The 14,797-nt window shown below is 55.9% G+C and carries 11 protein-coding genes; 7 read left to right on the forward strand and 4 right to left on the reverse strand.

Features of this window, described 5'->3' with window-relative positions; genetic code table 11:
* Positions 1-77 precede the first annotated feature (77 nt).
* The 7 genes from cadA to QMG90_RS05115 all read left to right on the forward strand — a co-directional run bounded on the left by cadA (position 78) and on the right by QMG90_RS05115 (position 9,669).
* On the forward strand, positions 78-2,222 hold the full coding sequence (cadA, locus tag QMG90_RS05085; protein ID WP_283282863.1) for a lysine decarboxylase CadA: 2,145 nt from the start codon (positions 78-80) through the stop codon (positions 2,220-2,222).
* Positions 2,223-2,365: 143 nt separating this feature from the next.
* Positions 2,366-3,835 (forward strand): dipeptide permease DtpD, encoded by a 1,470-nt coding sequence (gene dtpD, locus QMG90_RS05090; protein ID WP_283282864.1) that lies wholly within the window; start codon positions 2,366-2,368, stop codon positions 3,833-3,835.
* A 144-nt stretch (positions 3,836-3,979) separates the two neighbouring features.
* Complete coding sequence (locus QMG90_RS05095; protein WP_283282865.1) at positions 3,980-4,300, forward strand: cupin domain-containing protein; 321 nt, start codon at positions 3,980-3,982, stop codon at positions 4,298-4,300.
* Between the two features lie 212 nt (positions 4,301-4,512).
* A complete protein-coding gene (locus tag QMG90_RS05100; protein WP_283282866.1) occupies positions 4,513-5,769 on the forward strand; it encodes an MFS transporter in 1,257 nt (418 codons plus the stop codon).
* 29 nt (positions 5,770-5,798) lie between these two features.
* Positions 5,799-6,497, forward strand: a complete 699-nt coding sequence (locus tag QMG90_RS05105; RefSeq protein WP_283282867.1) for an oligogalacturonate-specific porin KdgM family protein — start codon at positions 5,799-5,801, stop codon at positions 6,495-6,497.
* Positions 6,498-6,511: 14 nt separating this feature from the next.
* Entirely contained in the window at positions 6,512-7,720 is a 1,209-nt protein-coding gene (locus tag QMG90_RS05110; protein WP_283282868.1) for an alginate lyase family protein, read from the forward strand.
* Between the two features lie 11 nt (positions 7,721-7,731).
* Positions 7,732-9,669: a heparinase II/III domain-containing protein gene (locus QMG90_RS05115; protein ID WP_283282869.1), complete on the forward strand. Its 1,938-nt coding sequence runs from the start codon at positions 7,732-7,734 to the stop codon at positions 9,667-9,669.
* Here the strand turns inward: QMG90_RS05115 and QMG90_RS05120 are convergent.
* From QMG90_RS05120 to QMG90_RS05135, 4 genes are read right to left on the reverse strand one after another with little or no spacing between them, the layout of a single operon-like run.
* Positions 9,639-10,388: an EAL domain-containing protein gene (locus tag QMG90_RS05120; RefSeq protein ID WP_283282870.1), complete on the reverse strand. Its 750-nt coding sequence runs from the start codon at positions 10,386-10,388 to the stop codon at positions 9,639-9,641. The genes QMG90_RS05115 and QMG90_RS05120 overlap by 31 nt on opposite strands.
* A gap of 24 nt (positions 10,389-10,412) precedes the next feature.
* Positions 10,413-11,453 (reverse strand): fimbrial protein, encoded by a 1,041-nt coding sequence (locus QMG90_RS05125; protein ID WP_419098056.1) that lies wholly within the window; start codon positions 11,451-11,453, stop codon positions 10,413-10,415.
* A 13-nt stretch (positions 11,454-11,466) separates the two neighbouring features.
* Positions 11,467-14,070 carry a fimbria/pilus outer membrane usher protein gene (locus tag QMG90_RS05130; RefSeq protein ID WP_430381673.1) on the reverse strand — a complete coding sequence of 868 codons (2,604 nt, stop codon included), beginning with the start codon at positions 14,068-14,070 and terminating at the stop codon, positions 11,467-11,469.
* 21 nt (positions 14,071-14,091) lie between these two features.
* Complete coding sequence (locus QMG90_RS05135; RefSeq protein ID WP_283282872.1) at positions 14,092-14,778, reverse strand: fimbrial biogenesis chaperone; 687 nt, start codon at positions 14,776-14,778, stop codon at positions 14,092-14,094.
* Positions 14,779-14,797 lie beyond the last annotated feature (19 nt).

A 14,797-nucleotide genomic window follows, 5' to 3' on the forward strand; every position in this document is an offset into this window, starting at 1 on the left:
CTTAACCCTTTCTCTGTGCCCCTCCTTACCCTGTCACGCCGTGACGGGAGGGGCCTTCTACACCTGGAGATACGAGTATGAACGTTATCGCAATCATGAATCACATGGGTGTCTACTTTAAAGAAGAACCTATCCGTGAGCTGCATCGCGCCCTTGAGCGTCTGGACTTCCGCATTGTTTACCCGAACGACCGCGAAGATTTACTGAAACTTATCGAAAACAATGCGCAGCTGTGCGGTGTGATTTTCGACTGGGATAAATACAACCTCGAACTGTGCGAAGAAATCAGCGAAATGAATGAGTACATGCCGCTGTACGCCTTCGCGAATACGTACTCCACGCTCGATGTGAGTCTCAACGACCTCCGTATGCAGGTGCGTTTCTTTGAATATGCGCTGGGCGCTGCTGATGATATCGCGGCAAAAATTAAACAGAATACTGATGAATACATTGATGCCATTCTGCCGCCGCTGACCAAAGCGCTGTTCAAATATGTTCGTGAAGGCAAATACACGTTCTGTACGCCGGGCCACATGGGCGGTACCGCCTTCCAGAAAAGCCCGGTAGGCAGCATCTTCTATGATTTCTTTGGCTCGAACACCATGAAATCAGACATCTCTATTTCGGTGTCTGAACTGGGTTCCCTGCTCGACCACAGTGGTCCGCATAAAGAAGCCGAAGAGTATATTGCGCGCGTGTTTAACGCTGATCGCAGCTATATGGTCACCAACGGGACGTCTACCGCGAACAAAATCGTCGGGATGTACTCCGCGCCGGCTGGCAGCACCGTGCTGATTGACCGTAACTGCCATAAATCGCTGACCCATCTGATGATGATGAGCGACATCACGCCGATCTACTTCCGTCCGACCCGTAACGCGTACGGTATCCTCGGTGGGATTCCGCAGAGCGAGTTCCAGCATGCCACTATCGCCAAACGCGTAAAAGAAACGCCGAACGCCACCTGGCCGGTACACGCTGTTATCACTAACTCCACCTATGACGGCCTGCTGTACAACACCGACTACATCAAGAAAACGCTGGATGTGAAATCCATCCACTTTGACTCCGCCTGGGTGCCTTACACCAACTTCTCGCCGATTTACGAAGGCAAATGCGGGATGAGCGGTGACCGTGTGGAAGGTAAAGTGATTTATGAAACTCAGTCCACGCACAAACTGCTGGCAGCGTTCTCTCAGGCTTCCATGATCCACGTGAAGGGTGACGTTAACGAAGAAACCTTCAACGAAGCTTACATGATGCACACCACCACCTCTCCGCACTACGGTATCGTGGCTTCCACTGAAACCGCCGCTGCGATGATGAAAGGCAATGCCGGTAAGCGCATGATCAGCGGTTCCATTCAGCGTGCGATCAAGTTCCGTAAAGAGATCAAACGCCTGAAAGGGGAATCTGACGGCTGGTTCTTCGACGTATGGCAGCCGGAACATATCGATTCACCGGAATGCTGGCCGCTGCGTTCTGACAGCGCATGGCACGGTTTTAAAAACATCGATAACGAACACATGTACCTCGACCCGATCAAAGTCACCATTCTGACCCCGGGGATGAAGAAAGACGGTACCATGGACGACTTCGGTATTCCGGCCAGTATCGTGGCGAAATACCTCGACGAGCACGGCATCATTGTTGAGAAAACCGGTCCGTATAACCTGCTGTTCCTGTTCAGCATCGGTATCGACAAAACCAAGGCGCTGAGCCTGCTGCGTGCGCTGACCGATTTCAAACGCGCGTTCGACCTGAACCTGCGTGTGAAAAATATGCTGCCGTCGCTCTACCGTGAAGATCCAGAATTCTATGAAAACATGCGTATTCAGGATCTGGCGCAGAACATTCACAAACTGGTTGAGCACCACAACCTGCCGGACCTGATGTTCCGCGCGTTCGAAGTGCTGCCAGCGATGGTCATGACGCCGTACAAAGCGTTCCAGAAAGAACTGCACAGCGAAGTGGAAGAGGTGTACCTCGAAGAGATGGTGGGGCGCGTCAATGCCAATATGATCCTGCCGTATCCTCCGGGAGTGCCGCTGGTCATGCCGGGTGAAATGATCACCGAAGAGAGCCGTCCGGTACTGGAATTCCTGCAGATGCTGTGCGAAATCGGCGCTCACTATCCGGGCTTTGAAACCGATATCCACGGCGCCTATCGTCAGGCAGACGGTCGTTACACCGTTAAAGTGCTGAAAGAAAACACCAAGTAACAGACGTAACCGAGGGAAGTGGCTTTGCCACTTCCCTTTTTTCATTGCCGGGTGGCACTGTGCTTACCCGGCCTACGATCCGCATGTAGGCCCGCGTAAGCGACGCGCCGCCGGGCACATTTGACAGACCGCAGGGAGACCGCATGAAAACACCCTCACAACCGCGCGCGATCTATTACATCGTGGCGATTCAAATCTGGGAATATTTCAGCTTTTACGGCATGCGTGCCTTACTTATCCTCTATCTCACTCACCAGCTTGGTTTCGATGACAGTCGCGCCATCAGCCTGTTCAGCGCTTACGCTTCTCTGGTCTACGTTACCCCCATTCTTGGCGGCTGGATTGCCGACCGCCTGCTCGGCAACCGCATGGCGATTGTTGCCGGTGCGCTGTTAATGACGCTCGGCCACGTGGTGCTGGGCGTGGAATCTGACACGACATGGAGTCTCTACCTCGCGCTGGCGATTATCATCTGTGGCTATGGCCTGTTTAAATCGAATATCAGCTGCCTGCTGGGTGAACTGTACGATCATGATGATCACCGTCGCGATGGCGGTTTTTCGCTGCTGTACGCGGCGGGGAATGTCGGGTCGATCGTCGCGCCGGTCGCTTGCGGGTTGACTGCGCAGTGGTACGGCTGGCACGTCGGCTTCGCACTGGCGGGCGTGGGGATGTTCATCGGTTTGATGATCTTCTTAAGCGGCCATCGCCATTTCCGCGGCACGCGCGGCGTGGACAAAGCTGCCCTGCAACGCGTTACGTTTGTGCTGCCTGCATGGGGCTGGCTGGTGGCGATGCTGTGCGTGGCGCCGCTCTTTTTCACGTTGTTGCTGGAGAATGACTGGTCGGGTTATCTGTTGGCGCTGGTTTGCGTCTTTGCCGCGCAGATAGTGGCGCGGATCATGATCAAATCGCCGGAACACCGCCGGGCGCTGTGGCAAATCGTCCTGCTGATGACGGCGGGCACGCTGTTCTGGGTGCTGGCGCAGCAGGGCGGCAGCTCGATCAGCCTGTTTATCGACCGCTTTGTTAACCGCCACTGGTTCAGCACCGAAGTGCCAACCGCGCTGTTCCAGTCGGTGAACGCCATCGCGGTGATGGTAGCAGGCGTGGTACTGGCCTGGCTGATTCGCCCGGAAGGCAGCGTGCGCTCGGTACTGCGCGTGTGGATGAAGTTCGCCGTCGGTCTGGCGCTGATGGGCGCAGGCTTTATGTTGCTGGCGTTGAACGCACGGCAGGGCGAGCTGCATGGCCAGGCGTCGATGGGCATGATGATTGCCGGGCTGGCGCTGATGGGGTTTGCCGAGCTGTTTATTGATCCGGTCGCGATGTCGCAGATCACCCGTCTTAACATGCCTGGCGTAACCGGCGTGCTGACCGGGATCTACATGCTGGCGACCGGTGCGGTGGCAAACTGGCTGGCAGGCGTGGTGGCGCAACAGACCACCGAATCGCAAATCAGCGACTCGGCGATCGCCGCCTACGGCCACTTTTTCTCGCAAATGGGTGAATGGACGCTGGTCTGCGTGGCGCTGATTGTGGCGCTGGTCATCTGCGCCCGTCTGCTGTTTACCACGTCAACGCCTCGCATGCAGGAATCCCGTCACGATTAACCTGCTTTTCGCTGCCCGTCATCCCCGGCGGGCAGTAAAAAGAGACATTTTGTGCGCCGCCTCTGTTTTTTTCTCCTGCCTTTTTTTATTCTCTTGCCTCTTTTCTTAAACATGAAATAACGTTTCATTTTACGCGGAGGCATAATGTTTACATTCTACAATGAAACAAAACTGGAAATTTTAGGAAATGGCGTAAGCCGGAAAATACTGGCGCACGCTGGTCAATTAATGGCCGTTGAAGTGCATTTTGACACCGGCGCGGTGGGCGCAATGCACAGCCATCCTCATGAGCAACTAACGTATATATTATCAGGTGAATTTGAATTCACGATCGGTAATGAAACACGGAAAGTCACTGCCGGAGACACGCTCTACAAACGGCCTGACATCCTGCATGGCTGCGTGTGCCTGCAGGCTGGCGTATTACTGGATACGTTTACGCCAGTGCGTGAAGATTTCCTGTAATTAAATATTTGTGGTGAATGTATTTTCTTTTTTTAATAAAAACACCCGTTAAAAATAGTATTTTATACTGACGGGTGTGATTATTTTTAATTGTGAGAATGATCACTGAATGATCTTCAAATGATCCCATAACATAAATTAAAACGTTGTTTCAAATTTATTCAAACATTGTTTTATGTGATCTGTTAATAATATTACGGATAAGGGATGCTATGAAGATAAAAAACTTACGGTGGTACATTATCATACTTGTCATGTTGGGGACCGTCACCAACTACCTGGCAAGAAGTACGCTCGGCGTTGCAGCGCCGGAAATGATGAAAACGCTGGGGTTATCCAGTGAGCAGTATTCGTGGATCGTCTCCGTCTTTCCCTTCACCTACGCCATCGGCGGCATCCTCTGCGGTTTTGTGATTGACCGCTACGGCTTGCGCCTGAGCTTCGCCATTCTGGCGGCACTGTGGTCGATCTTCAATATGCTGACCGGTCTGTGCAGCACCTGGCTGCCTATCGCCTGGTTGCGCGGTGGGCTTGGGATCACCGAAGCCGCCTTTAACCCGGCGGGAATGAAAGTGACGGCAGAATGGTTCCCGGCGAAAGAGCGCGGGCTGGCCTGCGGCGTCTACAGCCTCGGTACGTCGTTGGGGGCAATGCTGGCTCCGCCGTTGGTGGTGTGGGCCATCGTCAACTACAACTGGGAAATGTCGTTCGTGGTGACTGGCGGCGTCGGGCTTATCTGGTGTGTGCTGTGGCTGGTTTGCTATCGTCCGCCGGAAAAACACCCGGCGATGATCGCGGCGGAATATGACGAGGTTCTGGCGGATCAGATCGAAGTGGTGAAAGAGAAAGCTTCGCTGCGCTCCATCATCAAAAGCAAATCGCTGTGGGCCATTTCGCTGCCGCGCTTTATGGCTGACCCGGCGTGGGGAACGCTGCATTACTGGATGCCGCTGTACCTGGTCACCGTACGTCACATGAACCTGCAGGAGATCGCCATGTTTGCCTGGTTGCCGTTCCTGACGGCGGATCTCGGCTGCCTGTGTGCCGGGTTTATGTCGCGGATGCTGGTCAACCGTGGCGTCAGCGTGCTCAATTCCAAACGCATTACCTTCACTTTTGCCGCGTTGTTAATGCTCTCCATGGCGGGCGTTGGCTTCGTGACCAACGTCTACGTCGCCATCGCGTTGTTCTGCGTCGCCGGGTTTGCCCATCAATGTCTGTCGATCACTGTTATCAGCATGTCGTCTGACTTGTTCTCAAAACACGAAGTGGCGACCGCCACCGGTTTTGCGGCCTTTACCGGCAGCATGGGCAACTTCCTGTTCGGCCTGTTCCTCGGCGCGATGGTCGCGGTGGTGGGCTACAACGTCTTTTTCGTCGGCCTGGGCATTTTCGATTTAATCGGCGCGATGTTCCTGTGGCTGTTAATTAAAAATCCAGAACAAAAAACGCAAACTGTGGCGGCATAACTCGCCAGACATTTATTAAGGGAAAACGTATGAAAAAAATAGCAACGCTGTTGCTGGCGGTCGCCTTTTGCCCGCTGGTAAGCCAGGCTGTTACCCTCGATATTCGCGGCGGTTATCGCGAAGGCAGCCATAAATATGAATCGCGCTTCAAAATGAGCCAGGCGTGGAGTAATGGTTTCTGGCTCAGTATGGAAACCGATAATAAGCAGGGCGTCGATGGCTTTGAGCAGTCCACCACCGATTACAACGAAATTGAAGGCAACTACAAATATAAACTGACCAACACCGTCGCCATGCAGCCCGGCATGATTTATCACTGGGGCAGCGCAGGGGCGCAGATTCGCCCTTACGTGAAGTTTATCTGGAATATGACGCCGGAAACCTGGAGCGGCATCCGCTTGCGTTATGACTGGAATCAGTATGACTCTGTCGATCTGGCGGGGAATAACGACAAGGCCAGCGTCGGGCGAGTGGATCTCTATTTCGGCTGGCAAAACGATAAATGGTATATCCAGGATAACCCGGTCTTTTATCGCTACGTGAATGACTTTAATTACAACAATGACAAACAGTCGGCCTGGGAAAACGATCTGGTCATTAAATATAAGCTGAGCAAAGTCTGGCAGCCCTATATTGAGTGGGATTACATGGGCCAGCAGGGCAGTTATCAGGGGCGCAGAGGGCTGACCGAAAACCGCTACCGCGTCGGCATTTCCATCAATATTTAAGGGACGGACACGTTATGAAATGCAACATCGCGTATCTGGCGTTGGCCGTCTGGAGCGGTGCGTTCGCCGTGACCGCCAGCGCTGACTGCCTGACCTGGGACTGCCAGCAGATGCAGGACATCAAAACACAAATCACCCATCACGATGGCCGCTATACGGCGGCCTGGCAGGCGCTGCAAAAACAGGCCGATGCGGCGCTGGTGCATCCGCGCTGGTCGGTAGCGGATAAAACCCTGACCCCGGCGTCGGGCGATAAGCACGACTATTTCAGCTTCGGCCCCTACTGGTGGCCGGACCCGGACAGCAAAGACGGTCTGCCGTACATCCGCAAAGATGGTCAGATCAACCCGGATTCGAAAACCAGCGCCACCGACAGCAAACGGATGGTGCAGTTTTCCGATGACGTGCGCGCGCTGACGCTCGCCTGGTATTACAGCGGTGAGGCGAAATATGCACAGAAAGCGCAGCAGATGCTGCGCGCGTGGTTCCTCGACGCTAACACCCGTATGAACCCGCACCTGAAATACGCGCAGGCGATCCCGGGGATCGTCGATGGGCGTGGCATCGGCATCATTGATACCCGCGTGCTGATCGACGTGGCGGACAGCATCGCGCTGCTTGCTACGGCGGATCAGATCCCGTCCGCTGATCTGGCGGGGTATCAGAAATGGTATGCCGACTACACCGCGTGGCTGAAAACCAGTCGTAACGGCTTTGAGGAGGCGAACTGGTACAACAATCACGGCGCGTGGTATGACGCGCAGGTGACGGCGTTTTCCCTGTTTACCGGCGACAACGCCGCCGCCGCAACCCAGGTCGACATCTTCACTCTGCGCCATCTGGCCTCGCAGGTGAACAGCAAAGGTGAAATTACCTCGGAACTGGAACGTACCCGCTCTTTCCATTACAGCAACTTTGCGCTGGCAGCCTATGCGCGCATGGGGCGCTACGGCGAAAAGCTCAACACCGATGTCTGGGGATTTGAACTCGACGGGCGCACGATGAAAAAAGCGTTCGCGTTGGTCAGTGATCAGACCGGGAAATCGCCACAGGCGTGGCCGTTTGAGGAACTGCGTTATCTGCCATCCGAAGCGACGGGTCCGATGCTGGCGGCGGCGAGAGCGTATAAAGACGCGACGTTTGTCGAGAGCGCGCGCTTGCTGGCGGACGAAAATCCGCAGGATATCAATCTGCTGATCCCCGGATCGGTACTGGTGAAATAGGCAGGACAGGGATGAAACAATTTACCGATGCGCAGATCCAGTTAGCGCGCCAGCGCGTGACGCCGGAAATCGTCAACGCGTTGATCGCCCGTAACCGGGAGGTGATTGATAACGACATTCTGGTCCCGGAAACGGGTTGCGCGACCTGGAATCACTACTTTTTCTGCCCGAACCACAGCGTCCGGCTGATCTGGGATCGTCATTCACCGGGGCGGCATCGCTGCCCCATCGATGGCGCGACGTTTTCCGGAGAACCGTACGACGGCGCCTGGTGGCGCTGGCTGAACGGACTTAATGCCAGAGCCTGCTACGAACTGGCGGTGCTCTGGCTGCTGACCGACGATCCCCGCTGGCTGGAGAAGGTGGTCGCACTTCTGATGCGCTACGCGCAGTTTTACCCGGACTACGAAGAACATGGCGGTATTCCCTATAACGGGCCGGGCAAGGCCAATGCCCAGACGTTGTGCGAGGCGAACTGCCACGCCGATTTTGCCCGCGGGTTTGACATCATCCGCGGGCAACTGACCCAAACGCAGGAGCGCTACATCGCGGAACGGTTGCTGTGCTGCGGCGCAGAGTTTCTGATGGCTCATCGCTGCAATCAGATCCACAACCACGAAGTAAAGATCGGTGCCACCATCGGCATCATCGGCGCGGTGCTGGGAAACGATCGTTATCTCGATTTCGCCGTCAGGAGCCCGTACGGCCTGCAGTATCAACTGGAGCATGCCCTGTCGGCGGGCGGGTTGTGGTTTGAGGGATCGGTTCATTATCACTACTACGCGCTGGAAGCCTTTTTTGCTTTCGAAAAGGTGGCGCAGGGAAGCCGCTACAGCCTGCTGGATAAGCCCTGGTATCGCCGGATGCTGAGCGTGCCGCTACAACTGCTGCTGCCTGACATGACGTTTCCGGCCATCAACGATTGCGTGAAAGGGCAGGAGCGGCCAGGTCACCCGGATATCTACGAATTCGCCTGGCAGGTTTATCGCGAACCGGAATATGGCGCGCTGCTGTCGTGGCTGTACAGCACCCGCCCGCGCGATAACATCGACGCGCTGTTTTACGGCGTGGCGCTACCGGAGCAACATTTACAACCGCCGGAAGGGCATCTGCATGCGCCGGATCTCGGTTTAACCCTCATCCGCACCACGCCGGGAGATGCGGTGTGCATCAACCATCTGCCCTACGGTGGTGAGCACGATCATTACGCCAGCCTGGATCTGATCGTCTACCGTGATGGTAAACCGCTCCTGCCCGATCTCGGCACCACCGGCTACGGCGCGCCGCTGCATTATGGCTATTACAAAAACACCTTTTCTCATAGTACGCTGTGCGTGAACGGGAAAAATCAGCCGCCGTCGAATCCGCAGGTCGTCAACTGGGCAGAAAACAGTGCGGAAGCTCGCCTGGTGGCTGAGGTGGACTGGCGGCAGCCAATCACCATGCCGGACAGCAAAACCCGTGTCGAATGGGATGATGCGGCGTATCAGGATGTGAGCTTTCGCCGCCATGTGGTGGTGACGGATCGCTGGCTGATTGATGTGCACGAAGTCGATAACCCGCATCAGCAGCAGGTGGATTCGGTGTGGCATCTCAACGCCGCGCCTGCGGGTGACAGCACAGCGGGGTGTTGTTTTCCGCATGTCCAGACTATCCGTCAGACGCCACTGACGGGTGCCGCCGATCTCTTTTACGCCGCCGCCACACCACTGCACGTGCACTGTTTTTCCGGCGGTGAGACGACGTTAATTCAGGCGCGCGGTCCCGATAATCCGTCAACCTCGGATCTGGCGTACGTGATCCTGCGGGCCTCGCAGCGCCGTATCGTTCACGTCTGCGTGTTCGATTTTACCGGCAGCGGCGAGATTTGCGTGGGGTGGGAGAACGGCACGCTGCGCGTTGAAGAAGCGCGTTCGGGCTATTCCTGCGCGCTGGAGGTAAACGCGTAACCAACGTGCTTCAGCAGTGGCGGGGCGGGCATATGCGACATCAGGGTTTCAATGCTACTCTCCCGCCACAGCAGCCCTTGCAGCGCAAACCAGGGCATCTCTTCAAGCCACTGGCGATGGGCGGGCGTTTCGACGCCCTCCACAATCACCTGATGCTGATTAGCGCTGAAAAAACGCAGCAGGGAAGACATCAACTCCTGGCCGTTCTTTTTCTCAAACAGGCTCCACAGCAGGCATTTGTCGGTTTTGATAAAGCGGAAGGGCTGCACCGCCAGTGCGCTGAATCCGGCGTAACCGGCGCCGAAATCATCCAGCCAGAACGAGTACTTTTCGCTGATCGCCCGGGTGACCGGGCTGTGTTTGATCAGCGTGCCGGAGAACTCGTTGATCTCAAAATGCAGGCAATGCAGTTCGCTCACGCATTCGGCGACAAAGTCATTATCCAGCACCATCAGCGTTTGTTCGTCGATGTTCAGCGTCACCATCACGTCGTGACGCTGAAACCACGCCTGGTGGCGGCGAACCAGCGCGATTTGCTCCAGCAAAATGTCCTGACGCAGACCGGGGGAGGCGGCGCTAAAAAATTGCTCAACTTGTGAAAAACCGCTGTGTTTCAGCGGATCGAGCCGCGAAAGGCACTCCACGGCGATCAGCTTTCCTTCACGATTAAACATCGGCTGAAAAACGTAGCGCATCCCGGTAGGTTTACTGATCATCATGATGATTTCCTGACGCGTCTTCGGTTATTTGAACGTCACATCGATATTGGCGGAGGCATTGAACACCCCCTCTTTCGGCGTTGCGCTCAGCCATTTCAGGCTGGCCAGAAAGTTGGTGCTAATCACGCTGCCATTAACGTAGCCCAGCGGCACCGGCGTTTTCAGCGGGATCCAACTGGTGGGGTTATCCGCCGGTGAAATCAAAATCCCAAAACCGCTGTTGGTGGTTGGCAGAATAGTGGTGGTGTCCTGCGTCGGATAGGTGGTGCTGAAACTTGCCATCAGCGTCTGCCCCTGACAGTCCTGCCCGGCGCCGGTCAGGTTTGCCTGTACCGAGAACGGCACCTGTTTTTCGATTTTCCCGGTCACCGCGTTACGCGCCGGGATCTTGCCGAAATTCACCACCGTACCGTTGTTGGCGACCACGGTGACTTGCGGATTGCAGGAGATAAAACGGATATTACCCAGCCCGGCGATGTAAGCGCGGAAGTTGCTGTTGGGACGGCTGTTGAGCCCGCCGACGCCATCAACCTGGAACAGCGCATACTGCGCGTTATCCGTGATCTGCCCGTTCTGCGGCGGCTGCTGACCGGTGGCTTTGATATAGACCGAATATTCTACCGTGACTGTCTGGGATTGCGCGGGCGATCGACAACCGCCAAAGCCGTTCGGGCGGCAGGTGGTGCCCGGGCCGACCAGCGTTTTCGCCGACGGCGACGGTTTATGGTCCACGCTATGGTAGGTGACGCCCACTTCCAGCGATTTATGGATCGACTGCATCAGGGTGGTTGGATCCCAGTACAGATAAGCATCTTCGCCTTTCGGGTAGCCGTCGGTGTCTTCGCATTTAAAGGTCGACGTGAAGATTTGCGAACGCCACAGCAGTGACCCTGCCGTCAGGCTGGAGGTTGACACCACAATTGGTTTGTCCAGCGTAATGACCTGCTTCACGCTATTGGTGCCTGCTTCTTTGCAGGAGAGCGCGAAGCTTTTCAGTGGCAGCGAGGCGGCGAGCAGGGTTAACAGGATAAGCCCTGGCCGGGAGAGTTTTTGCGTGAATCGCATCATCAAGGTTCCTTTATTTTATGCTGCAGGTCAGGGTGACTTCCTGATAACCACCCGGTTTATCAGTATCCACAGGCGGCAACGGCGGCACGGTCATCATGCAGGACTGCCCGGCGTTATCGCCCCATTTCATTCGCAGTTTCTCGCCGCTTTCGACGCCAGAGACATACGCTTTCCCCTGGGTGCCGACGATACCAATGCTGCTGCCCTGGGCATTGAAAATGGTCGCGCCAATCAGCGGCGACTCGCCGTTATCGAGCGTGCTGTGAATAAGCAGGCTCTGGCCGGTATGGGTTTCAAACACCACTTTGCCGATCGCGCGCTGGGTCGGGACGATGTCTTTCGCCGCCAGCGGGATGTCAAGACCATTGCCGATATCCGAGGTGCGCAGCGCGACACGGTTGTGGCGGTATGGCATCGCGGAGGTCTGCACGGCGTAACCGAAGCGGTCGATGGCGGCGCCCGGCTGGTTTTCCAGACGCACGCCCTGCGCGTTTTTGGCCTCAACCAGCACGAAGGTGTTCTGCAACGGCTGCGACAGGGTAACGCCGCCCGCATGCATTACCACGCCGCCCGCCACGTTCAGTGAGGTCTGCTGATAACGCGCGTTGTAGCTGTGACCGACGTCAATATTGCCTGCGCTGCCCTGATAACCGAGATTCGCCAGGCTGGTGTCGCCGCCATGCTGCGTATGTCCGGTCTGGAGGAAATAATTCATGCGGTTGTCATCCAGCAGTGTGCCGCTCAGGCCAGTGCTGTAACCATCGCCACTCTGCTTGCTGTGGGTGAGGTTGGCGCTCAGCGTCATATCGCGGTTGTGGTCAAAGACGCTGAACGGAATCGACAGGTTGAGGTTTACGCTGTTGTCACTGTAGCCGTAGTTGCTGCGGCTGTTCTGGTAAAACACGCTGTAACTGACATTGCTCCAGGTGCTGCTGAAGCCGGTCTGCACAGTGCGGTCGTAGGCCGAGGTACCCCAGTAGTTCTGACGGCTGAGGATGGCGTACAGCGAGGCGCCGGCGATGTGCTGGTTCACCGACAGCTGAATGCGCTGGCGCTTGTTGTTGTAGCGCTGCGTGTCGTAATACTTGCGTTGCTGGTTTGCCCAGTCCGGCAGGCCGTTCGGGTTGTTATCTTGATCGTAATACTGCGTGCGGTAGAAGCCGTTGGCCCAGCTTGCGCGCTCGGCAATGGCGTCCGAAAAGTCGTAATAGCCGGAGGTGGAATAGCGGTAACCGGCAAGCTGAAATTCGGTTCCCAGTTCGTTCAGCGCTTTGGCGTAGAGAAAACGGAAACTCGCCCCGCGCTTGCTGTCGCCAGAGGCCAGATCGGTATCTGACCAGGCGGCATCCACCGAGGCGGCGCCCAGCACACCGAGGTTTGAGCCGACGCCGAGCACGCCGGAGCGATAATGTTCGGCAAACAGCAGACCGCCGTACGGCGTCAGGTCATAACGCATGCCGTGCGAAAAAGTGCCCTGCACAAATTGCGGCTGATAGCGGCTGGTGCCGTCGTGGTATTTCCCGGCGGTGAACTGATACTCCCACATCCCTTCGCGCAGCATGTTCGGTACGGATGAATAGGGGACGGAAAAGCTGTGGCGCGCGCCGTCCGCTTCGATAACCGTCACCGCCAGATCGCCGCTCAGCGTGCTCGGGTAGATATCGGTAAGCGCAAACGGGCCGGGTGGCACCATGGTGCTGTAAACCGTATAGCCGTTCTGGCGCACTTCAACACGCGCGTTGGTGTTCGCCACGCCGCGCACCACCGGGGCATAGCCGCGCAGGCTATCCGGCAGCATTTCGGGAATACTGGCGATTTGCACGCCGCGGAACTGGAAACTGTCGAACACGTCGTTGCTGGTATTGCTCTGACCAATCTGCAAACGGCTGCGCCACGGCACAATGTCGGTTTCCGCCCAACTGGAGACGGAGTGCCACTCCTCGTTTTGCCCCGGTTGTTTGGAGAGCGTCGAGTTATTGCGAAAACGCCACGCGCCGAGGTTTGCCCCGTTGTTCAGGGAGAGAAACGCGTAGTCGCCCTGGCGGGTGCTGCCGCCATCGGTATAACGGCTGTGATCGCCGCTGAAGGTGTAGTTCACATAGGCGGCGTTAATGCCGTCGTCATACATGCGGGGCGAGATAGCCCCTTGCGGACGCGGCTCCATGTGGGTTTGCGGAACGGAAATATCCAGCTCCTGCAGGCCGGCGTTCCAGCTGAGCGTACTGCCGGGAATATGTTTAACGATGTCGTAGCAGGCGTCGCTGTCTGCTGCGTCCGGCAGCAGAACGCCATATTCGCGATAATCATCCGCGCTCAGGCAAAATGTGCCTGGCGCATCTGGCTGGCGCTTTTTAAATTCAATTTCACGGTGGTCGACGCGTTTTTGGTTGATATAGATATCGAACGGATAACGCCCCGGCAAAATATCATCGCCATTGGCCAGATCTTTCACCAGCGCGACGTTATCTTCACCGTGAATAAACGAGGTATTGAACTGTTCTTCCGCGTAAGAAAAGGGCGTCACTAACCATGGCATCGCTGAAACATACAGCGTACAGCGGATGCGGGAAGCCAGACGTCGTGGTGACGTCGCCATTTTTTGAGCGCGTGCCATTGAGTTCATCCCTAAGCTGAATTATTGAATGCGGGCGTCTTTAACGTCGGTATGACCGCCATAGTCGTTGATAAAGCTGAACGACAGGCTGGTTGCCGCACTGGCGCCAGCAGGCAATGGAATATTCAGCGTGCCGTTTGGCTTGACCATATCCGCATCGACTTTCCAGGTTTTGTTGCCATTACCTTTCAGCGTCACCACGCCGAACGTCACATGCAGCGGACCATTGTTGGTCACGCGCAGCGTATTTCCCTGTTTGCTCCAGCGCAGTGCCTGCGCCTCTTTCAGCAGCGTGGTGTTAATGGATGCCGGGCGATAAAATAATTTGACGCGGGTTCTGACGGCAATTTGCAGCACGTTTTCTTGTTTTGCCGATGGCGGAATTTCCTGCACGTTAATCCAGTAAACCGTTTCACGATCGGCCGGTAATCCGCTGCCGGAATAGATAAAGCGCAAAATAGCGTCTTTATTTCCGGCCAGTTTCAGAATGGGGGGAACAACCTGCATGGGTAAATTATTCGGCGTTTTGCTGGCATCGCCGGTATCAAGCCAGGTCTGCACCATCCAGGTTTCGTCCGTGTCATTATGAATAGACAGGGCTGCGGATTTTTCATTGCCGTTATAAATAACCCGGGTTTCATCGACCTGAATACCTGCCGAGGCCTGTAAAGACACAAGAAATAAAAGTGATGCCAGTTGCTTTTTCATTGACTCAATTCCGTTAAAA

It is taken from the genome of Trabulsiella odontotermitis (genome assembly GCF_030053895.1).
Classification (GTDB): domain Bacteria; phylum Pseudomonadota; class Gammaproteobacteria; order Enterobacterales; family Enterobacteriaceae; genus Trabulsiella; species Trabulsiella odontotermitis_C.

Excerpts from the sequence above, each read along its gene's own strand:
- QMG90_RS05105 (WP_283282867.1), top strand. The coding sequence starts at position 5,799 with ATGAAAAAAATAGCAACGCTGTTGCTGGCGGTCGCCTTTTGCCCGCTG.
- QMG90_RS05125 (WP_419098056.1), bottom strand. The coding sequence starts at position 11,453 with ATGCGATTCACGCAAAAACTCTCCCGGCCAGGGCTTATCCTGTTAACC.
- dtpD (WP_283282864.1), top strand. The coding sequence starts at position 2,366 with ATGAAAACACCCTCACAACCGCGCGCGATCTATTACATCGTGGCGATT.
- QMG90_RS05100 (WP_283282866.1), top strand. The coding sequence starts at position 4,513 with ATGAAGATAAAAAACTTACGGTGGTACATTATCATACTTGTCATGTTG.
- QMG90_RS05120 (WP_283282870.1), bottom strand. The coding sequence starts at position 10,388 with ATGATGATCAGTAAACCTACCGGGATGCGCTACGTTTTTCAGCCGATG.
- QMG90_RS05095 (WP_283282865.1), top strand. The coding sequence starts at position 3,980 with ATGTTTACATTCTACAATGAAACAAAACTGGAAATTTTAGGAAATGGC.
- QMG90_RS05110 (WP_283282868.1), top strand. The coding sequence starts at position 6,512 with ATGAAATGCAACATCGCGTATCTGGCGTTGGCCGTCTGGAGCGGTGCG.
- QMG90_RS05115 (WP_283282869.1), top strand. The coding sequence starts at position 7,732 with ATGAAACAATTTACCGATGCGCAGATCCAGTTAGCGCGCCAGCGCGTG.
- cadA (WP_283282863.1), top strand. The coding sequence starts at position 78 with ATGAACGTTATCGCAATCATGAATCACATGGGTGTCTACTTTAAAGAA.
- QMG90_RS05130 (WP_430381673.1), bottom strand. The coding sequence starts at position 14,070 with ATGGCACGCGCTCAAAAAATGGCGACGTCACCACGACGTCTGGCTTCC.
- QMG90_RS05135 (WP_283282872.1), bottom strand. The coding sequence starts at position 14,778 with ATGAAAAAGCAACTGGCATCACTTTTATTTCTTGTGTCTTTACAGGCC.